A 22,822-nucleotide genomic window follows, 5' to 3' on the forward strand; every position below is an offset into this window, starting at 1 on the left:
CGCCGCGGCCGGCGCGCCGCGAGCCGTCAGTCTCGAGGACCAGCCGATGGGCGTCACGCTCTCCGTCAATGGCGTACGGCAGCAGGTGGACGCCGACCCGACAACGCCGCTCCTGTGGGTGCTGCGGGATCACCTGGGGCTCACCGGCACGAAGTACGGCTGCGGCGTCGCCCAGTGCGGCGCGTGCACGGTGCACGTCGACGGGGCCGCAGTCCGGTCCTGCCAGGCGCCCCTCGGCGCCCTCGAGGGCGTAAGCGTCACGACCATCGAAGGTCTGTCGCCGGATGGCGGGCACCCGCTGCAGGCGGCCTGGGTGGAGCTCAACGTCCCGCAATGCGGCTACTGCCAGACCGGCGTGCTGATGGCCGCGGCCGCGCTGCTGAAGGACAACCCTCGACCCTCGGACGCGGAGATCGACGCGGCGATCACCAACATCTGCCGGTGCGGCAGCTATCTCCGGATCCGCGCCGGCATCCACCGCGCCGCGGACGCCCTGGGCGCCGGTCGGCCGGGCCGGCCGTCATGACCGGCGTCGTGAGCCTAAACCGCCGCGGCTTCGTGGTCAGCGTCCTGGCCGTCGGCGGCGGCATGTCGCTCGGCGTGGCCGGCGCCGTCGCGGCGGGCAGGGACGGGGCGGCCGGCGAGTTCTGCCCCTGGGTGACGATCGCGGCCGACGACACCGTGACCGTGCAGGTGCCGAGCCCGGAGGTCGGTAACGGCGTGATGACCCAGTGCGCCATGACCGTCGCCGAGGAGCTGAACTGCGCCTGGCCGCACATCCGCGCCGAATCGGCCTCCGCCAACCGCAACTTCGCCCAGGGCCGGGTCTATTCCCGGACAGACCCGCGGCTCGGGTTCTTCGCGGGCCGCTCGACCTCGGAAGCCAAGCTGAAGCCGCTCCTGCAGGCCGGGGCCAGCGCGCGCGAGCGCCTGAAGGCGGCGGCGGGCCAGGTCTGGAAGGCGCCGGTCAGCGAGATCGAGGCGAAGGACAGCATCCTCACCCACAGGCCGAGCGGCCGGACGCTGCGCTATGGCCAGGTCGCCGGGCGTGCGGCCGGGGTCGTGCTGGACCGCGAGCCGGAGCCGAAGCCCCGCGCGGAGTGGACGCTGCTCGGCAGGGCCGTGCCGGGGAAGCTGAACAACGCCGCCATCGTGGAGGGCAAGGCCCAGTTCGGCATGGATGTGCGCCTGCCGGGGATGCTCTATGCGGCGCTCATGCAGGCCCCGGTGCATGGCGGCCGGCTGAAGTCCTACGACTTCGAGGCGATCCGCAACCTCCCGGGCGTGCATGGGGTGGTGGTCGTCGACCCGTCCGAACCGCGCTCGACTCTCCCCTTCGAGCCGCCCCCTGCCGATGGTCAACAGCGCGGCGCAGAGCGGCGTGGCGGTGCTGGCCGACCATTACTGGCAGGCGCGCACGGCCCTGGAGGCGCTGCCGCTCGTCTGGGAGGACGGCCCCGGCGCGCAATGGCGATCCACCGAGCAGCTCTACGAGGCGGCGGCCCGGGCCTGCGAAAGGCCCGGCAACGTGCTGCTGAGCACCGGGCGCGCGCCGGAGGCGCTGGCGTCCGGCGAGGGCCCGCTCGTCGAGGGCGCCTACCTGACCCCCTACTGCGACCATGTGAACCTGGAGCCGCTGAACGGCACGGCGCAGGTGACGGCGGACCGCGTCGACCTCTGGCACCCCTCGCAGCACTCGGAGGCGGCCTTCTGCGTCGCGGTTGAGGAGACCGGCATGGACCCCCGCAAGGTCCATGTTCACCCGACCTATGTGGGCGGGGGATTCGGCCGGCGCGTGTACGGCAACGACGTGCGGATGGTGGTCGCCGTGGCGAAGAAGGCGAACGGCCGGCCCGTGCATGTGATCTGGTCGCGCGAGGAGAGCATGCGCCAGGGCCGCTACCGCCCGATGGAGGCGGCCAGGTTGACCGCCCGCCTGGACGCCGACGGCCTGCCCGGCGCCCTTCGGGCCAGGGCGGCCGGGGCGGGCTACAGCCTCACCGGGCTCAGCGACAGCGTCTACGCCACAGTGATCCCCAATGTGCAGATGGAGACGCACGCGCTGCCGATCCACCTGCTCACCGGGCCCTATCGCGGGCCCAGCTACAACTCGAACGCCTTCATCATCGAGAGCTTCATCGACGAGTGCGCGGCGGCGGCGAAACAGGATCCGCTCGAGTATCGCCTGCGCCTGCTCGCCGCCTGGCCCGATCCGCATTGGGCCCACTGCCTGCGGGAGGTCGCCGCCCAGTCCGGCTGGGGCGAACCCCTCCCACGCGGGCAGGGCCGCGGCGTGGCGATCTCCAACTGGGCGGGGCGCGGCAAGCCCGGCGCGGGCACCACGGTGGCGGCGGTCGCGCGCGTCGAGGTCTCGAAGGCCGGCGAGCTCAGCGTCCGGCAGCTGGACCTGGCGTTCGATCCGGGCAGCGTCATGAACCGGGACGGCGTTCTCGCCCAACTGGAGGGCGGGGCGATCTTCGGCCTGAACATGACCTTGAACGAGGAGCTGACAATCCGGGACGGCCGCGTCGTGGAGGGGAATTTCCACGAGTACCCGATGGTCCGCCTGGGCGATGTCCCGACGCTCAGGATCCACTTCGGCGGCGTGTCGAACGGCGAGCGGTTCAGCGAGACCGGCGAGCCTCCGGTGGGGCCGGTCGGGCCGGCCATCACCAATGCGATCTTCGCCGCGACCGGAAAGCGGGTCCGGCAGACGCCGCTCCGCAAGCAGGACCTCGCCTGGGCCTGAGGCGCCCTAGGCCGGCCGGTCCCGTGCGAGGAGCGGGCGCAGGGTGCGAAGCGCCAGGCGCAGGCAGAGGAACGACGCCAGCATGCCTCCGACCATCACGATCGAGAGGGCGGCCGGCAGCTTCTGCGGGTCGTGGAAGGCGAAGTCGGTGAGGCCGCCGATCAGCATGGGCCCCAGCCCCTGCGAAAACATCGGGATGACCCCGATCAGGAGGCCGGTCAGGCGGCCGCGCATCTGGGCCGGCGAGACCAGCTGCAGGGTGGTCGCCAGATAGAGCGGATAGGGGACGACCAGCGCCAGGATCGCCCCGATCCCAAGCAGGAAGAGGCCGGGCGTCGCGGCCAGGAAGGTGAGGGCGGTCAGCGGCGCGGCGATCACCAGGATCCAGGTCAGGTAGCGGATCGCGGCGTCTCGCATGCCCCGGGCGTAGAGCCGGTCGACGAGCAGGCCCTGGGGGACGGTGAGCACCGCCGCGATGGCCGCCAGGGTCCCGATCGGCGCGCCGTAACGCGTCGCGTCCCAGCCGTAGGCGCGTTGCATGAGGGTGGGCAGCCACGCCGCGAGCGCGCCGTTGGCGAGCGCCACGAAGGTGATGCCGAGCACCAGGGGCGCGAAGGCCCTGGCATGGCGCCGGATGAAGGCGATCGCCCCTTCCGCCTCGGTGGCCGCGGCGGCGCGCTGGGCGAGCGCCGCGCGCGGCGGCCGAAGGTGAGGGGCAACAGGCCGAGGACCAGACCGGGAGCGCCCACCAGGAAGAACACGATCTGCCAGGGCTCGAACCGCCCGCCGAAGGTCCCGGCGGCGTGGAGCACGCCGGCCGCGGCGATCGCGGCGGCGGCGACGAAGAAGGCGACGCTGGTGCCGGCCTTCGCGCCGGTATTGTAGAGGGCCAGGGCGCTGGCCAGGCTGCGGCGGGGAAAACGGTCCCCGATGAGCGCGTAGGCCGACGGGGTCAGCAGGGCCTCGCCCACGGCGATCAGCATCCGCGCCGCCACGAGGCCGATGGCGCTCGACGCCAGCCCGCAGGCCATGGTCATCAGGGACCAGAAGATCATCGCCCCGCCCACGACCAGCCGGCGGTCGAAGCGGTCGACGATCCAGCCGGCCGGCAGCATGGCGAGCGAATAGGTGACCGCGAAGGCCGGCCCCAGCACGAGGCCCATCTGGAAATCGCTGAGCGAGAGCGACTGCTTCAGCGGGCCGACCAGGTGCGCGACGATCGTCCGGTCGACGTAGGACATCAGGTAGAAGGTGAAGAGGACGAAGACCATCCACCAGGCGCCGGCTCCCGGCGCCGGGGGCGCTGGTGCGCCGCCTGGCCGGTCGGCGGGCCTCTCCCGGGCGTCGTCCGGCTGCGCGAGCATGCCGCCTCCTGTTTCGAGCCTGGTCTGCGGCCAGCCGTCTCACGACCGACCTGATCCACCAACCGATTGGTTGTCAAGCGCTGACGCGGCCAGTAGGGTGACCGGCCCCTTGGGGGACCGTCCGTCAGTTGCAGCAGGCGCCATGGCCAGGATTACCTACATCGATCACGAGGGCGTCGCGCGAGTGGTCGACGCCAAGCCGGGGCTGAGCCTGATGGAGGCCGCCGTCCGCAACAATGTGCCCGGCATCGAGGCGGACTGCGGCGGGGCCTGCGCATGCGCCACCTGCCACGTCTATGTGGAGCCCGAGTGGGCCGAGCGGACCGGCCAGGCGTCGGCCATGGAGGCCTCAATGCTCGAGTTCGCCTCCGCGGTGGCGGAGACCAGCCGCCTATCGTGCCAGATCCGCGTGACCGACGCGCTCGACGGGCTGGTCGTGCGGACCCCTGAAGACCAGTCCTGAGTGTCGCGGGGCGGCCGGCTAGGCGGCCGGCGGCGGCCAGAGGCCCTCGCGCCCCATCCGCTCCGACTCGGCGAGGTCCAGCACGGCTGCTCCCCCGCCGGTGATGCGCGGGTCCGTCGCCCCGTGCCGGCGGATCTCCAGGCGCGCGATCTGATTGCGGTGCACCTCGTCCGGCCCGTCGGCGAGGCGCAGCAGACGTGCCGTCGCAAGGGCGGCGGCCAGCAGGTGGTCGTTGTTGGTGCCGCCGCCGCCAAAGACCTGGATCGCCCAGTCTACCACCTTCTGCGCCATGAGCGGGGCGGCGACCTTGATCATCGCGATCTCCTGCCGCGCCGCCTTGTTGCCCTTCGTGTCCATCATCCAGGCCGCCTTGAGGGTCAGCAGGCGCGCCTGCTCGATCCCGATGCGGGCCTCGGCGATGCGTTCCAGGGTGACGGACTGCTCGGACAGCGGCGCACCGAAAGGCCGGCGGAGCTCGGCGCGGCGGCACATCCGCTCGAGCACCCGCTCGGTGAGCCCGATCAGTCGCATGCAGTGGTGGATGCGGCCCGGCCCGAGGCGTCCCTGCGCGATCTCGAATCCGCGGCCCTCGCCCAGCAGCATGTTGGCTGCCGGGACCCTGACGTGGTCGAACACCACTTCGGCGGCGCGGTCCGGCACACCATAGAAGCCTAGCACGGGCAGGGCGCGGACCACGCGCACGCCGGGGGCGTCCCGGGGCACCAGGATCATGGACTGGCGGCGGTGCGCGTCGGGCGAGCCGGGATCGCTCTTGCCCATCAGGATGATGATGCGGCAGCGCGGGTCTGTCGCGCCCGTGGTGTACCACTTGCGGCCGTCGATCACGTAGCTCTCCCCATCCCGGACGATCGAGGCGCTGATGTTGGTGGCGTCGGAGGAGGCAACGTCCGGCTCGGTCATCGCAAAGGCGGAGCGCGCCTCGCCGGCCAGGAGCGGGGCGAGCCAGGTCTCGCGCTGGGCCTCTGTGCCGTAGCGCAGGAGGGTCTCCATGTTGCCGGTGTCCGGCGCGGCGCAGTTGAACACCTCGGGCGCAAACAGGCTTCGGCCCATGATCTCGCACAGGGGCGCGTACTCGAGGTTGGTCAGGCCTCCGTCGGAGTCCGAGGCCGGCAGGAAGAGGTTCCACAGCCCGGCCGCGCGCGCGACGGGCTTGAGTTCCTCGACGACCGGGTAGACCGCCCAGGGCCCGAGCCGTTCGGCTTCGAGATAGTAGCGCCGCTCATTGGGATAGATGTGCTCGGCCATGAAGGCCTGGAGCCTTGCAGCGAGGTCAAGGCTCCGCCCGCTCTGCGTCAGGTCCATCGTGTCCTCTCGTCCTGTCCAGGTCGTGTTTTCGCTGTATGGCCGCTCGGCCGGCGCCCCCGCGGACCTGGGACGGGCTCGTCAGAGCCTCTCCGCGAGCCGCCGTCCGCAACGCCCCGACCCCGCGTCGCGCGGGTCGTACAGGGTTCGGTCATTCCGTCGGGAGATCAAACGGCAACGTGCGAAGGCTTGACGTTGGGGAGAGTGGCTTTTGTGAAGTTGCAAATCCGGTGTGGCCGCGGACCTACGGCGGCCGCCTCGCCGGGGCTGCCGAAACGGCGCGGGATCGATCCGCGGAGCCATACCTTCGCGGTCCGCGCGGCGTCCTGCGCCGCCGCCCCGCGGAGCCGATCCGGACGGCGCGGCTAGGGCGCCTGCCCGATAAGCGGCGGCGTCCGGCTCGGCTACAATCGCCGAGCACTACGCCGCTGCTTACGCGAGAAGGCAGTCAGACGGGATCGTCGCCTGCCAAGCTGATCCGAAGGCTGGCGTCGTCGAATAGGTAAGAGCGTCCGCTCTTCGGCGGCAAGCCAACGTCCGCTATTGATGCTGTGGACGGCTCCCCGCCACCGCGGGAGCGTGAGCTTCTGCAGAGCAGGAGGAGCAAGCCATGGGCCCGGTCGTCACGGTCGGTCTGGATATCGCCAAGTCCGTCTTCCAAGTGCACGGGGTTGATGCAGGCGGCGAGGTCGTTTTCCGGCGGCAGATCAGGCGAGCGCAGTTGTTGCGGTTCTTCGTGGATCAACCGGCCTGCCTGGTGGGGATCGAGGCGTGCGCAACAGCCCATTACTGGGCGCGAGAACTGAGCCGGCTGGGCCACACCGTGCGGCTCATGCCGCCCAGCTACGTGAAGCCCTACGTGAAGCGGCAGAAGAACGACGCGGCCGACGCCGAAGCGATCTGCGAGGCCGTCACCCGGCCGACGATGCGCTTCGTCGAGGTGAAGAGCCCAGAGCAGCAGAGCGTCATGGTCCTGCACCGGGTGCGCACGATGCTGATGCGCCAGCGGATCCAGCTGTCGAACGCCATTCGTGGCCACATGGCCGAGTTCGGCTTGGTGGCGCCGATCGGGCGGGGAGGGCCTGCAGAGCCTGATCAGGTTGGTCGAAGCGGGTGACCCGTCGATCCTGAGGAGGCGAGGGCTTGTCTGGAGATGCTGGCCGCGCAGCTAAGCCTGGTGAACCAGCAACTCCTTGAGACTGACCGCCAGATCCGGGCAAGCGTCCGAGCGAGCGAGGTCGGGCGCAGGCTGATGGGCATTCCGGGCGTCGGGCCATTGCTCGCCAGCGCCCTCGTCGCCACGGTTGCTGAACCCTCGGCGTTCAAGTCTGGCCGCAACCTGGCCGCCTGGATCGGACTCGTTCCGAAGCAGAACTCCAGCGGCGGCAAGGAGCGGCTGGGCGGGATCACCAAGCAGGGAGATCGGTACCTGCGCCAACTGATGGTGGTCGGCGCGCTGGCCGTCGTCCGCTATGCCGAGCGGCATGGGACACGGCGGCCGTGGCTGGTTCAGTTGCTCGCCAGGCGGCCGACGAAGGTGGCCACCGTGGCGCTCGCCAACAAGATGGCCCGCATGGCCTGGGCGATCATGACCAGCGGCCAGGGCTACCGCGAGCCGGAACTCCGAGCGGCCTAGAAACCAGCGCCTCGGCGCACCAAGCTTGGGAAGGGCGGTGACAGACTAACGCATCCAGCCGGTCGATACCGAAGGACAGGAAAACCCAGTTGCGCCAGGGCGCCTCGAGCGCGTGCTTTTGGTCGGGACCGGTCCTCGCGGAAGGCATTATGGCCAGCGGCCACGTGAGCCGCACCAACAGGTCGAACACATGGCCGCACCGACCAGCTCAGCGGAAGTCCAGAACACCCTTGCCAATGGGGAGCCGTCCACACATGGCGCAAGGCCGACCTGCGGGTGCGCGTCGCACATGTACTTTGGGGTCGGCCGGTTTCGTCCCCATCAAGAACCTCAGCGCACGGACGGGTCAGCGCGCGAATGGCAAGGCCCGCTTCGACATCGGCCTCGGGTGAACCTCCGCGGATCGGTGGCGCACGCAAGGCTCGCAGCACGGGCCAGCCTGGAGCGCCCTCAACGATCAGCCGCGGCGGGTCGCACAATGTCTCGCTGCAGCCAGCGGCAGCTGATCAGGAAGAAGAGCCCGCCGAAGGCGTACAAGCCGGAGGTGATGAGCATGGCGCGCTGAAGGCTCTTGGCGCTGGCAGTGGCGCAAAGCTCTGCCTGGCCGACCGCGAGCGCCGCTCGGGCCGCACCCTCGCAAGCCTGGCGCGAGAGGCCCGCCGCGCCCAGATCGGCCACCTGTAGCGAGAACAGCAGGTCGCTCGCCGCGCCGATGAACAGCGGCCCCAGCCCGTAGCCCAGGAGATTGGCGAGGAACAGGAGGATGGCCGTGGCGACGGCGCGGAACTGCGCCGAGACCACGCCCTGGCTGATCGTGTACTGACCCGCCAGGTATCCGTACTTCATGGCGCCGCCGACGCAGAGGCCGACGAGCGCCGCCCAGAGGCTGCTCGTCGTGAACGCCCAGACGTAGAACGGCACGCTCAATATCATTCCGGCTCCCGGCAGCCAGGCGATGGCGTTCGGATGCCGCGCCGACAGCCGCTCCGCGAGCCACCCGGTCGCGACGGTGCCGACGGCCGAAGCCAGCGCCACGGGGGGCGTTGATCATCAGGGCCGCCTCCCCGGCGGAGAGCCCGAAGCTGCGGCTCAGGAACAGCGACTGGAACGAGGCGATGCCGTAGCCGCAGAAGGCGGCGGTGACCGAAGCGACGGTCATGCTCCAGTAGGAGCGCTTGGAGGCCAGTTCCCTGAGGCCTTCGGAGAACCTGGGGCGCTCGCGACGGATCGTGTTCGGCGGGTCGGTGTACCCGCGCGGCGGCTCCCTGACCGTCAGCTTGAAGGCCACGGCCACCAGGACGCCGGGCAGCCCGACCACCAGGAAGGCCGTTCGCCAGCCGAAGGCGTCGGTGACAGGACCGCCGATGAGGTTCGCGAGCAGGGCGCCGAGCGTCACCCCCATGGAGTAGTAGCCGAGGGCGGTGGAGCGGCTCTTCGGCGGGTAGTAGTCGGCGATCAGGGAGCTGGCGGGCGGGGTGCAGCCGGCCTCACCGATCCCCACGCCCACCCGGCAGGCGAGCAGGATCCAGAAGGCGCCGATGGTCACCGAGCCGACCGTGACCTCGACGGCGAGGCCGCAAAGCGCGGTCATCAGGGACCAGAGCGCCACGCAGACGCTCATGATCCAGACGCGGTGGCGGGTCTCGGCGTATTGCGCCAGAGGGATGCCCACGACCGTGTAGAGCAGGGCGAAGCCGAAGCCGGTGAGCAGGCCGAAGGCTGTGTCGGAGATGCCCAGCTCGGGCTTCATCTGCGGCGCCACGACCGAAAGCAGGCCGCGGTCCACGAAGTTCAGGATGTAGATGAGCAGGAGCGCGGTGAGGACATAGCTGCGGTACGGCCTTGAGCCGAAGCCGGCAGGCTCGCCGTCGCCGCCGACCGCCCTCATCCTCGGGGTCCGCCGATGCTGCAGGCGAGGGCAGGGAGGTCGCGGTGCGCCATCCGGACGTCGCGGGCGCGGTCGACCCCGATGACGGCCTCGACTGTCCCATCCCGGCCGTACCGCCAGAGCGGCTTCTCGCCTGGAGCCTCCTCAATCAGGTCGAGGTCAGGGCGCGGCAACCCGGCGATCTGGATGAGGCGGCCGAATTGGTCAGACCAGAACCAGGCGGGTTCGTCATATCCAAGCGGGCGGCCGACGATCGCGGCGGCCGCCAGGCGAGCCTGGGTCTCGGCATGGCGCCAGGATTCCAGGCGCACCCCCGGCTCCCCGGGTGACGAACAGAACCGCGCCACGTCCCCGATCGCGAAGATGCTGGGGTCCTCGGTGGCCCCGCTGCAGTCGGTGAGCACGCCGTCGGCGGTGGCCAGGCCCGCCGTGGCGGCCAGCTCGTCGCGCGCCGCCAGGCCGATGGCGACGACGGCGAGGTCGTAGGCGTCGGGGCCCAGGCGGACATGATCCGGCGTCAACGTCGGGGTCGCGCACTCCCCCAGGCGGACGTCGACACCCTGGGCGCGGTGAAGCTGGAGCAGATACGCCGAGACTTCTGGCGGAACAGAGCGGGCGCAGAGCCGTGAGGCGGCCTCAACGACCGTCACCTCGCAGCCGCGCTGGCGGACCGTGGCGGCGACTTCCAGCCCCAGCCAGCCGCCCCCGATCACCAGCACCCGACGGGCGTCCGCAAGGCGGGCGTGCAGGGCGAGGGAATCTTCCAGGGTGCGCAGTGCGAAGACGTAGCGGCCATCGACCGGCAGGTTGGGAAGCGCCCGGGCGAGGCCGCCGGTGGCCAGCACCAGCGTTTCGTAGGGATGCGACTGGCCGGCATCCGTCACGACACGCCGGACGGCGCGCTCGATTCGCACCACCCGCGCCGAGGTACTCAACGCCACCACCTGGGTGCGTTGGATGTCCTCGCCCATCAGCCAGAGGGCCTCAGGGACATGACCTTCCAGCAGCACCTGCTTGGAGAGCGGCGGCCGCTCGTACGGCGGTCGCGGCTCCTCGCCGAGCATGGTGATGGGACCGGCAAACCCCATCTCCCGCAGGCTGCGCGCCAGCGCCGCGGCGGCCTGGCCAGCCCCGACGATGACGACGGGACCCGTCCGGCTCGTCATGTGGATCTCCGGTCCGGACTTCAGGCGGCCAGGCGCGCGATGAAGTTCAGCGTCTGCTCCACGAACGCGTCCTTGCGCTCGATCTGAACCCAGTGACCGCACTTGCCGAACACATGCAGTTCGGCGTTCGGAACGTGCTCCACGATCCGAAGGCTGCACTCCAGCGGGATCATCTTGTCCTCTCGCCCGTGGAGCGCGAGCACCGGGGTGCTGACCTGCTCGAGGGTGGCGGGCGGCAATCCGCGGACCGTCCGCTGCTCACCCGCCGGCCCCGGCTCGGGGAAGAGGGCGCGGTAGGCGTCGAGGCCGCCGGCCATCATGGTGACCTCGTGGCGCGAGGCGATCATCTCGTCGTCGACGATGGACTTGTCGTACGGGAACTCGCGCAACAGCGCGCCCATGTTCTCCAGCGAAGGCTCGTAGTACCAGGCGCTCGAGCCGGAGGTGCGCGTGAAGTCTCCCGCCGGCGTTCCCATCAACACCATGCCGGCGAGCTTGTCCGACTGCCGGGCCGCGTAGGCGAGCGCCAGACTGCCCCCGAAGGAGTTGCCGATCAGGACGGGCTTCTCCAGACCGAGCGCCTCGATGAAGCCGGTCAGGTGCTGCACCCAGAACTTGATGTTGTACTGGGCTTCGGCCGGACGCTCGGTGAAGCCGAAACCGACGATGTCCGGCGCCAGGATCCGGTGACGCTTGGCGAGATCGGGCATGACCCGGCGCCAGTTCTCCCATCCCGACACGCCCATGCCCGAGCCATGCAGCAGGATGACCGGCCGGCCCGATCCCATCTCGTGGTAATTGGTCTTCAGGCCGGCCGCGACGATCGTCTTGCCGATGGCGGGATGGTTCAAGGTCTCGTTTCCTTTCCGTTGGCTCAGGCGGCGGCGTGGATCTCGGCGAAGCCGAGGCCCGCCACCCAGTCCGGCGCGTTGTGGTAGGCGATCAGGCTGCCCGTGCTCGCCGGCATCGCGCCCATGGCGCAGACCAGGTTGCGGATCTCGAGGCCCCCGTTCCCGGCCTGGTCCACGATCTCTTCATCGGTGAGCGCGAACAGCGGCTCCGGATCGCCCCTGACGACGCAGTCCAGGACCATGCGGTCGAACGGCTCGTTGTGGTCGCCCATGCGGGCCATTCCGACCCAATGGCTGATGCCGCCGGATCCAATCACGACGACGCGCTCGTCGGCGTCGTAGGCGGCAACGGCGGCCTGGATGGCCCCGCCGAGCTCGTAGGCGCGGCGCATGGGGATCAGCGGCTCGACGCCACTGGCCAGATAGACCGGGATGACCCCCGTGACCGTGCTGTTCGGCAACGCGCAGATCCGGGCGGGCAGGCCCACCGAATGGTCGACGCGCAGCGACTTGGAGGCCGCCCAGTCGAAGCCGTTGGCGCGGCCGTGCCGCAGGATGTGCCCGGCAAGATCCCGATTGTTGGGGATTTCGTCCTGGGCGACGCCCGGGAACCGCTCATAGGGGCCGGTGACGTCTCCCACCCCGATCAGGAAGTTCGGCAGGCACTGGGGACCGAACAGGACATAGTGGTCCGCGCCGATGACGATCACCGACGTCGCGCGCAGCTCGCCGATGCGGTCGCGGACCCGGTCGTAGGCGGCGTGCACCTCTGCCAGGCCGGGGCCGGCTTCGTCGCGCGCGGTGAAGAACAGGCCGGGTTCATGTGGCAGGACGAAGCCGCCGACGATCGTTCCCATCTCTTGGCTCCTACTGACCGCCTGCGCGCAACTGCGCGAGGTAGTCGTTTCGGGACCTGCCCGGGTGGTTCATCATCCAGAACCCCATGGTCAGCAGCGGACTGACCTTGCGCGCCTGCAGGGCGGCGACGTCGAAGTTGCGGATCGCCGCGGCCTCTTCCGCGTCCAGCGCGTAACGGGCGAGGAAGGCGCCCGGGTCCGCGGCGAAGCCGGTGCGGGCCTCCCGCTTCACGCCCAGGTCGTAGAGGGCCACCTCAACGGCGTCGGTGCTCATTCCATCCCCCTGGAGTTTCGGCGCGCGCCTGGACGGGCGGTCGGCGCAGGTCACGTATTGAACATGCAGTAGTGTATGGATATGACCGCCGGGCGGGCTTGTCAAACCGCCCCGGTCCGGCCGCGGACAATTCCCCCGGGCGGGGCGGACGGCGGCCGGGCGCGCTGCTTCAGAGGTCTGTTCCGATGACGTTTCCCTCCTGGTTCGAAGACCGCCCCGCGACCGCTGAGACCTGCGTGGTCCCCGTGATCCTGGCGCGGCGCGCGTCCGAAGCGCCCGAAGCGGTCTGCGCCACCTTCGCCGACGGGGCGCCGTGGACCTATGGAGACGCCTGGACAGCCGCGCGGCAGGCGGCCACGGGCCTGTCCCGACTGGGGGGTGAAGGCGGGCGACCGGGTGCTGCTGTTCCTGCCGAACGGGGCGGCCTTCCTGCGCGCCTGGTTCGGCGCCAGCACGCTCGGAGCGGTGATCGTGCCGCTCAATACCGCGCTCCGCGGCGACATGTTGCAGCATGCCATCCGGACCGCGGACGCCGGCGTCATCGTTTGCCACTCCGAGCTCGCCGACCGGCTCGTCGGACTGGATGTCGGCCGGCTGGAAGCGGCGGTCCTCGTGGGGCCGGACGTCGCCCCGGAGCTCCCTGTCGGGACGCAGGGCGAGCACGTCCTCTTGGGCGCCCCGGCCGACGTGGCCGCCCTTCCGCAGCCCTGGGACATCGCGGCGGTGCTGTTCACGTCGGGCACGACGGGCCGCGCCAAGGGGGTCATCTGCCCGTACGGCCATATCGGCGCCGCGGGCGCGGCCTCGCACGGATATCTCGAGGCGGGCGATCGGATCTACATCTACACGCCCCTGTTCCACACACTGGCCCTGGGCGCGGCGGTGGCGACTCTCGCCAGCGGGGCGTCCATGCACCTGGCGCCAAGCTTCAGCGCGCCAACGCTCTGGGCCGACGTGGAGGCCGCCGGCTGCAATCGCCTGGTGGGGCTCCTCAGCTCCATCACCAGCTATCTGGCGGCTTCTGTGGATCCGCAAGGCAGGGCGCCCTTCGATTTTTGCATGATGTCGCCGGTCACCCCCGAGACGGCCGCCTTCGCGGCGCGCCAGGGCTTCTCCTATTTCGCGGCCTTCAGCATGACCGAGGTCTCGGTGCCCCTCCTGACCCCCGTGGACGGCCGGGTGTTCGGCAGCTGCGGCCGTCCCCGCGACGGGATCGACGCCCGTGTGGTTGACGCCTACGACAACGAGGTGGAGGTCGGCGCCGTGGGCGAGCTGATCGTCCGCGCCAACCAACCCTGGACCCTGAACGCCGGCTATCTCAACGATCCGGCCGCCACCCTCGCGGCGTGGCGCAATGGCTGGTTCCACACGGGGGGACGCCTTCCGCCAGGATGCGGATGGCAACTTCTATTTCGTCGACCGGATCAAGGACGCGATCCGCCGGCGCGGCGAGAACATCTCATCCCAGGAAGTTGAGCGCGAGATTGCCGCCTTCCCCGGCGTCTTGGAGGTCGCGGTGATCGGAGTGCCGTCCCCGCACGGCGATCAGGACGTGATGGCGGTGATCGCCTGCCCGGACGGAGGCTCCCTCTCGCCGGAGGCGCTCACCGCCTTTCTGGCGCAGCGCTGCGCGCACTTCATGGTGCCTCGCTTCTTCCGCTTCATGCCCGGCCTGCCGAAGACGAGCACGAACAAGGTCCTGAAGGAGCAGCTGCGGCGGGAAGGCGTCACGGCCGACACCTGGGACCGGGAGGCGAAAGGCCTGCGCCTGAGGGGTCAGGTGCTCACCGGCTCGACGCCCGTCCGCTAGGCGGAATCGCCGAGGGCGGCGATCTGGGCATTGAGGATATGGGCGCGGCAGGCGCGGACCTGCTCCTCGGTGATCACCTCCTGGAGCAGCGATTCGCCGATCGTGTAGGCGTAGCCGAGGAGGCCCAGGCAGCGCGCCTCGCTCTCGTCCGCCCCCCTTCGATCATCAGGCTGACGGTGAACTCCATCCGCTCGCGGTCGACCTCCTCGACGACCCGCTTGGCCAGCTTGTCGCGACGGGCCCAGGCGCGGATGGCCAGCTCCAGGGCTGCGGCGACATCGGCCTTGCGGTTGCTCGGCAGGACGCGCAGCTGGGCGAGCTGCTCGCGCACCCCCAGGCGGCGGTCCTGCTTTATGCGCTCCACGATGCGGCGGGTCTGATTTTCCCGCCACTTGGCGAGGATGGCCTCCAGAAGCTCCTTTCGGCTCTTGAAGTGCCAGTAGAAGCTGCCGCGGCTGACGCCGATCTCGGCGGCCAACGGCTCCACGCGCACGGCGTCGACGCTCATGTTCACGAGCCGCCGGGTGGCGGCGTCGATCCAGTCGTCACGTGTCAGTGGGCGCTTCGCGGCGTCCTTTCGCCGCGCGGCTCCCTGCGCCTTGGTGGTCCCCAACTGTGAAGCCCCTCGTTCTGGCCGTTCGCGGCGAACGTGCGATCGCCAGCGACTCGTTCATACGGCGAGTGCGCGCGGAGCGCGACTCCGCGCACGACCCGCTTCGCATCTGCGGAGTCCGCCGGCGCTGACGCGCTCGTCCCCAGATTGGCCGATTGCCTCGCGATGGTCGAGCCGATATCACAGACACTACTGTACGTTCCGCTCGCCTCGGAACGAGCGCGAGGGGAAGTTTCATGACCGACGACGCAGTGCGGATCGCCACGCCCGTTCGTGAGCCGGACGCCGTAGCCGGGACCGCCCGGGACCACCGCTACGCCATGTGGCTCCTGCTGCTGATCTACACGTTCAACTTCCTCGACCGGCAGATCATCAACATCCTGGCCGAGCCCATCAAGCTCGAGCTCGGCCTGGCGGACTGGCAGCTGGGGGTGATGACGGGGCTTGCCTTCGCCATCCTCTACAGCGTGCTGGGCATTCCCATCGCGCGGGTGGCGGAGCACGGCGACCGCCCACGGATCATCGCCCTTTCCGTGCTGGTGTGGAGCAGCTTCACGGTCGCGTGCAGCTTCGTCACCAGCTTCCCGCAGATGATCCTGGCCCGGTTCGGGGTGGGCATCGGCGAGGCCGGCTGCACCCCCGCCCGCCCACTCGCTGATCTCCGACTACATGCCGCGCGAGAAGCGGGCTTCCGGCCTCGCGTTCTACGCCATGGGGACCCCGCTCGGCTCGCTGCTCGGCATGGCGCTCGGGGGGGTGATCGCCGACGCCTACGGATGGCGGGCGGCCTTCCTCGTGGCGGGCGCGCCAGGCCTGTTGCTGGCGGTCCTGGCGGCCACGACTCTGCACGAGCCGCGACGCAGGCTGCGCGCCGCCATGGCCGCGAAGGCGGCGCAACGCCCGAAGTTCGCCGACGCGTGCCGGGAGCTGGCGACGAAGCGCACCTTCTGGCTGATCGCCTTCGCGGCGGCCGTCCAGGCCTTCGTCACCTATGGCCAGACGGCCTTCACCGCCTCCTTCTTCCTGCGGAACCATGCCGCCGAGCTCGCCGCCCTGGGCGCGTCGTTCGGCCTGAAGTCGGCCGGGTTCCTGGGCATCGCCATCGGGCTGACCAGCGGGGCGGCGGGCATCCTCGGCGCGGTGCTCGGCGGCCGTCTTTCGGACCGGCTCATCGCCAAGGACCTGCGGGCCCACGTCTACCTTCCCGCGGTCTTCGCAGGTCTCGCCCTGCCGTTCGTCGTCGGCGCCATGCTGGTCCCCTCCGCGGGGCTCGGCATCCTGCTGCTGGCCGGCGCCGCCTTCCTCAACACGGCCTGGTTCGGCCCGGTCTACGCCTCGATCCAGGGGCTGGTGCGACCGGAGACCCGGGCCACCGCCGCGGCCGTGCTGCTGTTCATCCTGAACCTGATCGGCCTCGGCTTCGGTCCGCTGGCGGTCGGCGCGATCAGCGATCTCCTGGCCACCGCCGGCGGCATGGGCGCCGCCGAGGGGCTGCGATGGGCGAAGATCATCGGCGAGCTCGCGATCGTCGTCTCCATCGTCCTGTTCCTGAAGGCGGCGAGGACGATCCGGGACGAAACCGTCAGCTAGGCCTCGCGCCGCAACCAGCAAGGAGCAAGTCGTGGGGCCCCTCGACGGATTGAAGGTCATCGACCTGGCGCGCTTCGTGGCGGGCCCGTACTGCGCGATGATCCTGGGCGACATGGGCGCCGAGGTGATCAAGGTCGAAAGCGGCGGCGGAGACAGCCTGCGCCACTACCCGCCCGACTTCGCCGGCGTGAGTCTCAATTTCCACGTCATGAACCGCAGCAAGCGCGGCCTGGCGCTCGATCTGCGCCGACCGGAGGGGCAGGGGATACTCAAGGCCCTGGTCGCGGAGGCGGACGTGCTCGTGGAGAATTTCGTCCCCGGCACCATGGAGAAGATGGGCTGTGGCTGGGACGAGCTGAGCGCGATCAACCCGCGGCTGGTGATGGCGCGTATCAGCGGCTTCGGCCAGGACGGGCCATACGCCGCGCGCCCGTGCTTCGACTCCGCCGCCCAGGCGATGAGCGGCCTGATGGACCTCACCGGCGAGGCCGACGGCCCGCCGGTGCTCATGGGCGTCTTCGTCTGCGACCATGTCGCAGGGCTGCATTCGACGATCGGGATCCTCGGGGCCCTGCAGGCGCGTCAGCGGACCGGCCGTGGCCAGGTGGTGGACATCTCCCTGCTCGAGAGCGGCGTCTCCCTGCTGATGGCCGCCATCCCCAACCAGATCCTCAACGGCGCCACCACGACCCGCAACGGCGCCCGGGGCCGGGCCGTCGCGCCCAGCAACGCCTTCCGGGCCGCCGACGGGAGCTGGGTGCTGATCCTCTGCGGCGGCGACGACATGTTCCAGCGCTTCCTGAGGGCGGCCGGCCGCCTGGAACTGCTGGAGGATCCGCGCTTCGCGAATAACGACGCGCGGGTCGCCAACCTCGCCGCCACGGAGGCGATCGTCCAGGCCTGGGCGGCGGAGCATGACAGCGCGGCGATCGAGGCGATCATGGGCAAGGCCGGCGTGCCCTGCGCCAGGATCGCCACCGTCGCCGACGTGGTGGAGAACCCGCAGCTGCGCCATCGCGGGTTCATCGTGGAGGTCGACCAGGGCGGCGGCTGCAGGCTGCCGATGCAGGGCCCTGTCACCCGCCTCTCCGAGACGCCCGTGGCGGCCCGCAGGCCGACGCCGCGGACCGGGGAGCACACGGACGAGATCCTTCAGGAGTGGCTCGGCTATGGCCCCGACCGGATCGCCGGCCTCCGGCGGGCGGCGGTGGTGTCGGGGAGCCCGCGCGGCGATTGACAGCTGGGGACCCGCTGCCTAAACCGTACATAAGTGTATGGAGTGAGGTGTTGGGGTGCTGGCGGTGAAGGGGGCTTTCGTAGTGAGCGGCGATGGGGCGGCGACAGAGGGGATGACCCGGCTGATCGCTGCGGACGAGGTGCCGGAGGGGGCCGTGCGCCGGGTGCGTCCGAACGGCCTGGAGGCGGTCGCCGTCTGCCGGATCGACGGAACGTTCTTCGCCACCCAGGACCGCTGCAGCCATGCCAAGGCCTCGCTCAGCGAGGGCTGGGTGGAGGGGCACGACCTCTGCTGCCCGGTGCACGACGGCCGGTTCGACGTACGCGACGGCCGACCCATGTGTTTCCCGGCCACCGATCCCATCCGCACCTTCCCGGTGCAGGTGGTGGACGGGGTGGTCTTCGCAGATCTGCGGGCCGCGCGGACAGACCAGGAGGTTTCCGGATGAGCGCAGAGTGCCAGGACGAGGCCTGGGCCCGTCCCTCAGCGCAGTCGCTGCGCGAGCTGGTCGACCTGGAGGCGGGGCGGATCTCGCCGCGGATCTTCTGGGACGAGTCGATCTACCGCCTCGAACTCGAACGCATCTTCGCGCGGTGCTGGATCTTCGTGGCGCACGAGAGCCAGGTGAAGCTGCCCGGGGACTTCCTGACCACGACCATCGGCGAGGACGGAGTGATCGTCGCCCGCGGCGCCGACGACCAGGTGCGGGTGCTCCTCAACGCCTGCCCGCACCGTGGCAACAGGGTCTGCTTCGCAGAGGCCGGGAATGCGAGACGGTTCACCTGCAACTACCACGGCTGGTCGTTCGGGCGTGACGGCGCGCTCCTGGGGATGCCGGCCGAGGAGGTGTACGAACAGACCTGTCCCGGCTTCGACAAGTCCGAGCTCGGCCTCGTGCAGGCCAGGGTCGCCTCCTACAAGGGGCTGATCTTCGCGACCTTCGACCCGGGCGCGCCCAGCCTCGATGATTTCCTCGGCGATTACCGCTGGTATCTCGACGTCCTGCTGGACACCGACGAGGGCGGGACCGAGTTCCTCCCGGGGAACATCAAGTCCGTCATCGACTGCAACTGGAAGGTCCCGGCCGAGAACTTCGTCGGCGATTCCCTCCACGCCCAATGGACCCACAACTCCGGCGCCGTGGCCATGCTCGGCACGGGCGTCGGCAAGGCCAAGCAGGACAGCGTCTACCAGGCGAACGCCAACGGCCACGGCATGCAGTTCGGCTTCGACATGGTGGGCAATGCCATGACCCTGGGAGAGCCTGAGGTCGTCCAGTACATCCGCGAGCGTGAGGCGTTGGTGGCGGAGCGGCTCGGAAAGCTGCGGTCGCGGATGGTGGGGGCGATGGGCTCGGCCACCCTATTCCCGACCTTCTCGTTCCTTGCGGGGTTGAACACGGTCCGTACGTGGAATCCGCGGGGTCCGCACCGGACGGAGCTCCACACCTGGGTCATCGTGAACAGGGACGCCCCCTCTTCGATCAAGGAGAAGTACCGGCGCGGCGTCATGCGGACATTCTCGCCGTCGGGGACCCTCGAGATGGACGACGGGGAGAACTGGGAGAACGTGACGCGGACGGCGGCCGGCGTGGTCGCGCGCCGCCAGAAGCTCCACTACGCGCTCGGTCTGCGGAGCCAGGTTCAGCACGAAGAGCTTCCCGGCAACGTGCACCAGAGGAAGTTCAACGATTCCAACCAGAGGGCGTTCTTCGGCCGGTGGCTCGACCTGTTGGCCGCCGAGGACTGGTCGCAAGTCCCGGGGGGGCGCTGATCGTGAGCCAGGCTGCCGAAACCAACCCTGCGGACATGATCCGGTCGCCGAAGGCGCCACAGTTCCCGGCCCTGCCGGACCGCGACCTCGTCTTCGAGGTCGAGCAGTTCCTCTACCGCGAGGCGCGGTTGCTGGACGAGGAGCGGTATGAGGAGTGGCTGGGCCTGATGACGGAGGATATCCATTACTGGATGCCCGGGATGCAGGCCCGCTACCGCGACGACGCCTCGGCCGGACCGCTGATCGAACGGATGGCCTTCTACGACGACGACCTGCTCAACCTGCGCCGGCGCGTGACCCGGTTCATGCACGCCACGGCCTGGGCGGAGGATCCGCCGACGCGCGCCGTCCACATTATCAACAACATCGAGGTGGAGCTCACCGAGGCCGAGGGCGAGTACCGGGTCTATTCCACCTTCGTGAACTGCCGTGGTCGAAACGAGTCCGAGGAGAGCTGGCTCGCCGGTCGCCGGACCGACCTGCTGCGGCGCGACGCCGGAGGCGCGCTCCGGCTGGCGCGCCGCATGATCTGCATCACCCAGACGGTCCTGCTCGCGAAGAACCTCAACGTCTTCCTTTGAGAGGGATGTCATGGCGGGCTGTCTCGATGATCAGGTGGCGATCGTCACGGGCGCGGCGACGGGCATCGGACGGGCGGTCGTCGCGCGCTACATGGAAGAGGGCGTCCGCGGCCTCGTGGCCGTCGACCGCGACGGCGAGGGACTGGAATCGCTCGCGGAGGCCTATGCCGACCGGATCCGCACGGTGGTCGGCGACGTGCGGGAGTGGACCTCCCACGAGAGCGCGGTGGCCACCGCACGTCGCGCCTTCGGTCGCCTGGATGTCGCCGTCGGCAACGCCGGTGTGTTCGACTTCCATCGCCCCCTGGCGCGGTACACGCCCGACAGCCTCGTCGCCGCCATGGACGAGCTCTACGCGATCAACGTTCGGGGCTATCTGCTGCTGGCGCTCGCCGCCCGCGAAGCGCTGACGGAGAGCCGCGGGAGCCTCGTCTACACGGCCTCCGTGGCGAGCCAGGAAGCCGGCGGCGGCGGCGTCCTCTATGTGTCCTCCAAGCACGCCGTGCTGGGCCTCCTACGACGCCTGGCGCTGGAGTTCGCGCCCGACGTCCGGGTCAACGGCGTGGGACCGGGCGGGACGCTGACCCAGCTGCGGGGAACCGAGAGCCTCGGCCAGGCCCAGCGGACGCTCGGGGCCGACCGGGAAGCTTCCGCCGCGCGGATCGCCCAGACCAACCCGCTGCGGCTGGCCCAGGAACCGGAAGACCACGCCGGCCTGTATGTCCTGCTCGCCAGCCGCCGTGATTCCCGTGCGGTGACGGGGCAGCTTATCCTCAGCGACGGTGGCGTGGGCGTCCGTCCGATCGCCCCGTTCTAGCTGCAGATTGACACCCCGCAGGGGCTCATTTAACCAGACATAACTGTATGGTGGCGCGGCCGGTTGGCTCGCTCGTGATGCGGGGGAAGCCCCTCGCCGGAGGAGGCGTTCGGACCATGGATGAGGCGCAGATCGCTGAAGTCGCCCGCCAGCTCGATGAAGCCGAGAGGACGGGGCGGCCGGTCCGACAGCTTTCCCTGCAATACCCCGACATCACGTTCGACCAGGCCTACGCGGTCCAGGAACAGTGGGTGAAGTTGAAACTCGCCGCCGGACGGGAGGTGAGGGGACACAAGATCGGGCTCACGTCCAAGGCGATGCAGCAGCTCGCCCGGATTGATGAGCCCGACCATGGCGTCCTGCTCGACGACATGATGCTGGAGAGCGGCGCGCGGATCCCGATCTCCCGCTTCATCGAGCCGCGGCTCGAGGTCGAACTGGCCTTCCAGCTGAAGGCGCCGCTCCAAGGGCCGAACTGCACGCTCTTCGATGTGCTGGACGCGACGGCCTATTTCACGCCTGCGCTCGAGATCATCGATGCGCGTGTGCAGCGCGTCGATCCTGAGACCGGCGCGACCCGCAAGGTGTTCGACACCATCGCCGACAATGCGGCCAACGGAGCCGTGATCCTTGGCGGACAGCCGAAGCGGCCCGACGAGGTCGATCTGCGCTGGGTTTCGGCCCTGCTGTTCCGCAACGGCGAGATCGAGGAATCGGGTGTGGCGGCCGCGGTGCTGAACCACCCGGCGAACGGCATCGTCTGGCTCGCCAACAAGATGGCGCGCTTCGGGAAGCGGCTCGAGGCGGGGGAGGTGGTGCTCGCCGGGTCCTTCACCCGCGCCGTGCCGATCCAGGCCGGCGACACCTTCCATGTGGAATACGGCCCGCTCGGCTCCATCTCCTGCCACTTCGTCTAGCATGCAAGATCCCCTCACCAATCGGTTCAAGGGCCGGCTTGCAGCAGGAGATCTCCAGATCGGCCTCTGGGCGGTCATGGGCGACGCGCTCGCCGCGGAGGTCTGCGCCGGCGCCGGCTTCGACTGGATGCTGCTCGACATCGAGCACGCCCCGAACGACCTGCGAAGCATCCTTGCCCAGCTGCAGGCGCTGGCCGCCTACGACACGCACCCGGTGGTGCGCCCCCGCTCGAGTGATCCCGACGCGATCAAGCAGCTGCTGGACATCGGTGTGCAGACGCTGCTCGTGCCGATGGTCGAGAGCCGCGCGCAGGCCGAGCTGCTGGCCCGCGCCGTGCGTTATCCGCCGGTCGGGATACGGGGCGTCGGCGCGGGGCTCGCGCGCGCCTCGCGCTGGATGCGCATCGGGGGCTATCTGCAGCGCTCGGACGCCGAGGTCTGTCTCCTGGTGCAGATCGAGACGCGCCTGGGCCTCCAGCGGCTCGAGGAGATCGCCACGACTCCGGGTGTGGAGGGGGTCTTCATCGGCGCCGCCGACCTTGCCGCCGATCTCGGACACCTCGGGGAGCCGGGACATCCCGAGGTCGTCGCCGCCATCGATGACGCCATCGGCCGCCTGCGCGCGCTGGGCCGGCCGATCGGCGCCCTCTCGGTCGACGAGACCGTCGCCCGCACGCTCGTGGACAAGGGCTGCATCTTCGTTGCGGTCGGGGCGGACGTGCACCTTCTCGCCCGCGGAGCCGACCGCCTGGCGCGCGCCTTCCGGCGTCGCATCGGGGATGCGGTCAGAGCGCCTCCGGAATGACGGTAAAAATCTGACCAGACATAAACGAAGTGTTTCAAGCGGATAGCCGTCCACCGGACAGCGATGGTTTCGGTCTGCCTGAATGCCAAAGAAAGGCGAGTAAATCGA

At 70.0% G+C, this 22,822-nt stretch carries 22 protein-coding genes and 4 pseudogenes; 16 read left to right on the forward strand and 10 right to left on the reverse strand.

The genetic code is table 11. From position 1 onward, the window contains the following. Positions 1 to 46: 46 nt before the first annotated feature. The 3 genes and pseudogenes from LRS04_RS15860 to LRS04_RS15870 all read left to right on the forward strand — a co-directional run bounded on the left by LRS04_RS15860 (position 47) and on the right by LRS04_RS15870 (position 2,749). Positions 47 to 526, forward strand: coding sequence for a (2Fe-2S)-binding protein (locus tag LRS04_RS15860; RefSeq protein WP_257817178.1), 480 nt, complete (start codon positions 47 to 49; stop codon positions 524 to 526). Positions 527 to 588: 62 nt separating this feature from the next. Further along, positions 589 to 1,044: pseudogene (locus LRS04_RS15865) on the forward strand (molybdopterin cofactor-binding domain-containing protein); the annotation flags it as partial. A gap of 484 nt (positions 1,045 to 1,528) precedes the next feature. Next, on the forward strand, positions 1,529 to 2,749 hold the full coding sequence (locus tag LRS04_RS15870; RefSeq protein ID WP_257817179.1) for a xanthine dehydrogenase family protein molybdopterin-binding subunit: 1,221 nt from the start codon (positions 1,529 to 1,531) through the stop codon (positions 2,747 to 2,749). A gap of 6 nt (positions 2,750 to 2,755) precedes the next feature. Here the strand turns inward: LRS04_RS15870 and LRS04_RS15875 are convergent, their stop codons facing one another. Both LRS04_RS15875 and LRS04_RS15880 read right to left on the reverse strand, forming a co-directional pair. Beyond that, positions 2,756 to 3,166 carry a hypothetical protein gene (locus tag LRS04_RS15875; protein WP_257817180.1) on the reverse strand — a complete coding sequence of 137 codons (411 nt, stop codon included), beginning with the start codon at positions 3,164 to 3,166 and terminating at the stop codon, positions 2,756 to 2,758. Beyond that, positions 3,139 to 4,113: an MFS transporter gene (locus LRS04_RS15880; protein ID WP_257817181.1), complete on the reverse strand. Its 975-nt coding sequence runs from the start codon at positions 4,111 to 4,113 to the stop codon at positions 3,139 to 3,141. The genes LRS04_RS15875 and LRS04_RS15880 overlap by 28 nt, the downstream gene beginning before the upstream one ends. Positions 4,114 to 4,255: 142 nt before the next feature. On the opposite strand from LRS04_RS15880, the gene LRS04_RS15885 reads away from it, so the two are divergent. Beyond that, entirely contained in the window at positions 4,256 to 4,576 is a 321-nt protein-coding gene (locus LRS04_RS15885; RefSeq protein ID WP_257817182.1) for a 2Fe-2S iron-sulfur cluster-binding protein, read from the forward strand. 18 nt (positions 4,577 to 4,594) lie between these two features. Here the strand turns inward: LRS04_RS15885 and LRS04_RS15890 are convergent, their stop codons facing one another. Then, on the reverse strand, positions 4,595 to 5,899 hold the full coding sequence (locus LRS04_RS15890; protein ID WP_257817183.1) for an acyl-CoA dehydrogenase family protein: 1,305 nt from the start codon (positions 5,897 to 5,899) through the stop codon (positions 4,595 to 4,597). A gap of 610 nt (positions 5,900 to 6,509) precedes the next feature. On the opposite strand from LRS04_RS15890, the pseudogene LRS04_RS15895 reads away from it, so the two are divergent. After that, a pseudogene (locus LRS04_RS15895) lies at positions 6,510 to 7,535 on the forward strand (IS110 family transposase). Positions 7,536 to 7,985: 450 nt separating this feature from the next. Here the strand turns inward: LRS04_RS15895 and LRS04_RS15900 are convergent. The 6 genes and pseudogenes from LRS04_RS15900 to LRS04_RS15920 all read right to left on the reverse strand — a co-directional run bounded on the left by LRS04_RS15900 (position 7,986) and on the right by LRS04_RS15920 (position 12,571). Beyond that, the gene (locus LRS04_RS15900) at positions 7,986 to 8,570 is read right to left on the reverse strand and encodes a hypothetical protein (RefSeq protein ID WP_257817184.1); all 585 of its coding nucleotides are present in this window, start codon (positions 8,568 to 8,570) and stop codon (positions 7,986 to 7,988) included. A 49-nt stretch (positions 8,571 to 8,619) separates the two neighbouring features. Beyond that, a pseudogene (locus LRS04_RS28090) lies at positions 8,620 to 9,423 on the reverse strand (spinster family MFS transporter); the annotation flags it as partial. Then, positions 9,420 to 10,589 (reverse strand): NAD(P)/FAD-dependent oxidoreductase, encoded by a 1,170-nt coding sequence (locus tag LRS04_RS15905; protein ID WP_257817185.1) that lies wholly within the window; start codon positions 10,587 to 10,589, stop codon positions 9,420 to 9,422. The gene LRS04_RS15905 and the pseudogene LRS04_RS28090, both read right to left, overlap by 4 nt. A gap of 20 nt (positions 10,590 to 10,609) precedes the next feature. Further along, complete coding sequence (locus LRS04_RS15910) at positions 10,610 to 11,440, reverse strand: alpha/beta fold hydrolase (protein WP_257817186.1); 831 nt, start codon at positions 11,438 to 11,440, stop codon at positions 10,610 to 10,612. A 23-nt stretch (positions 11,441 to 11,463) separates the two neighbouring features. After that, positions 11,464 to 12,297 (reverse strand): hypothetical protein, encoded by an 834-nt coding sequence (locus LRS04_RS15915; RefSeq protein ID WP_257817187.1) that lies wholly within the window; start codon positions 12,295 to 12,297, stop codon positions 11,464 to 11,466. 10 nt (positions 12,298 to 12,307) lie between these two features. Beyond that, positions 12,308 to 12,571 carry a hypothetical protein gene (locus LRS04_RS15920; protein WP_257817188.1) on the reverse strand — a complete coding sequence of 88 codons (264 nt, stop codon included), beginning with the start codon at positions 12,569 to 12,571 and terminating at the stop codon, positions 12,308 to 12,310. A gap of 378 nt (positions 12,572 to 12,949) precedes the next feature. Here LRS04_RS15920 and LRS04_RS15925 point away from each other — a divergent pair, with 378 nt between their 5' ends. Together LRS04_RS15925 and LRS04_RS15930 are read left to right on the forward strand one after the other, a co-directional pair. Beyond that, positions 12,950 to 14,047: an AMP-binding protein gene (locus LRS04_RS15925; protein WP_257817189.1), complete on the forward strand. Its 1,098-nt coding sequence runs from the start codon at positions 12,950 to 12,952 to the stop codon at positions 14,045 to 14,047. A gap of 49 nt (positions 14,048 to 14,096) precedes the next feature. Next, entirely contained in the window at positions 14,097 to 14,381 is a 285-nt protein-coding gene (locus tag LRS04_RS15930; protein WP_257819147.1) for a hypothetical protein, read from the forward strand. Positions 14,382 to 14,454: 73 nt separating this feature from the next. Here LRS04_RS15930 and LRS04_RS15935 read toward each other — a convergent pair whose 3' ends face one another. Continuing rightward, positions 14,455 to 14,994, reverse strand: coding sequence for a TetR/AcrR family transcriptional regulator (locus tag LRS04_RS15935; RefSeq protein WP_257817190.1), 540 nt, complete (start codon positions 14,992 to 14,994; stop codon positions 14,455 to 14,457). A 320-nt stretch (positions 14,995 to 15,314) separates the two neighbouring features. On the opposite strand from LRS04_RS15935, the pseudogene LRS04_RS15940 reads away from it, so the two are divergent. The 9 genes and pseudogenes from LRS04_RS15940 to LRS04_RS15980 all read left to right on the forward strand — a co-directional run. After that, positions 15,315 to 15,563 (forward strand): annotated as a pseudogene (locus LRS04_RS15940) (MFS transporter); the annotation flags it as partial. A 100-nt stretch (positions 15,564 to 15,663) separates the two neighbouring features. Further along, entirely contained in the window at positions 15,664 to 16,584 is a 921-nt protein-coding gene (locus LRS04_RS15945) for an MFS transporter (protein ID WP_257817191.1), read from the forward strand. Between the two features lie 31 nt (positions 16,585 to 16,615). Next, positions 16,616 to 17,821, forward strand: coding sequence for a CaiB/BaiF CoA-transferase family protein (locus LRS04_RS15950; protein WP_257817192.1), 1,206 nt, complete (start codon positions 16,616 to 16,618; stop codon positions 17,819 to 17,821). 112 nt (positions 17,822 to 17,933) lie between these two features. Beyond that, positions 17,934 to 18,269, forward strand: a complete 336-nt coding sequence (locus LRS04_RS15955) for a non-heme iron oxygenase ferredoxin subunit (RefSeq protein ID WP_257817193.1) — start codon at positions 17,934 to 17,936, stop codon at positions 18,267 to 18,269. Next, positions 18,266 to 19,594, forward strand: coding sequence for an aromatic ring-hydroxylating dioxygenase subunit alpha (locus LRS04_RS15960; RefSeq protein ID WP_257817194.1), 1,329 nt, complete (start codon positions 18,266 to 18,268; stop codon positions 19,592 to 19,594). Before LRS04_RS15955 ends, LRS04_RS15960 begins: the two co-directional genes overlap by 4 nt. Before the next feature lie 2 nt (positions 19,595 to 19,596). Beyond that, positions 19,597 to 20,175 carry a 3-phenylpropionate/cinnamic acid dioxygenase subunit beta gene (locus tag LRS04_RS15965; protein WP_257817195.1) on the forward strand — a complete coding sequence of 193 codons (579 nt, stop codon included), beginning with the start codon at positions 19,597 to 19,599 and terminating at the stop codon, positions 20,173 to 20,175. Between the two features lie 10 nt (positions 20,176 to 20,185). Then, a complete protein-coding gene (locus LRS04_RS15970; protein WP_257817196.1) occupies positions 20,186 to 20,992 on the forward strand; it encodes an SDR family NAD(P)-dependent oxidoreductase in 807 nt (268 codons plus the stop codon). A gap of 116 nt (positions 20,993 to 21,108) precedes the next feature. Next, positions 21,109 to 21,909, forward strand: coding sequence for a 2-oxo-hept-4-ene-1,7-dioate hydratase (hpaH, locus tag LRS04_RS15975; protein WP_257817197.1), 801 nt, complete (start codon positions 21,109 to 21,111; stop codon positions 21,907 to 21,909). 1 nt (position 21,910) lies between these two features. Continuing rightward, the gene (locus LRS04_RS15980; protein ID WP_257817198.1) at positions 21,911 to 22,714 is read left to right on the forward strand and encodes an aldolase/citrate lyase family protein; all 804 of its coding nucleotides are present in this window, start codon (positions 21,911 to 21,913) and stop codon (positions 22,712 to 22,714) included. Positions 22,715 to 22,822 lie beyond the last annotated feature (108 nt).

This window comes from Phenylobacterium sp. J367, assembly GCF_024699985.1.
Classification (GTDB): Bacteria; Pseudomonadota; Alphaproteobacteria; order Caulobacterales; family Caulobacteraceae; genus Phenylobacterium.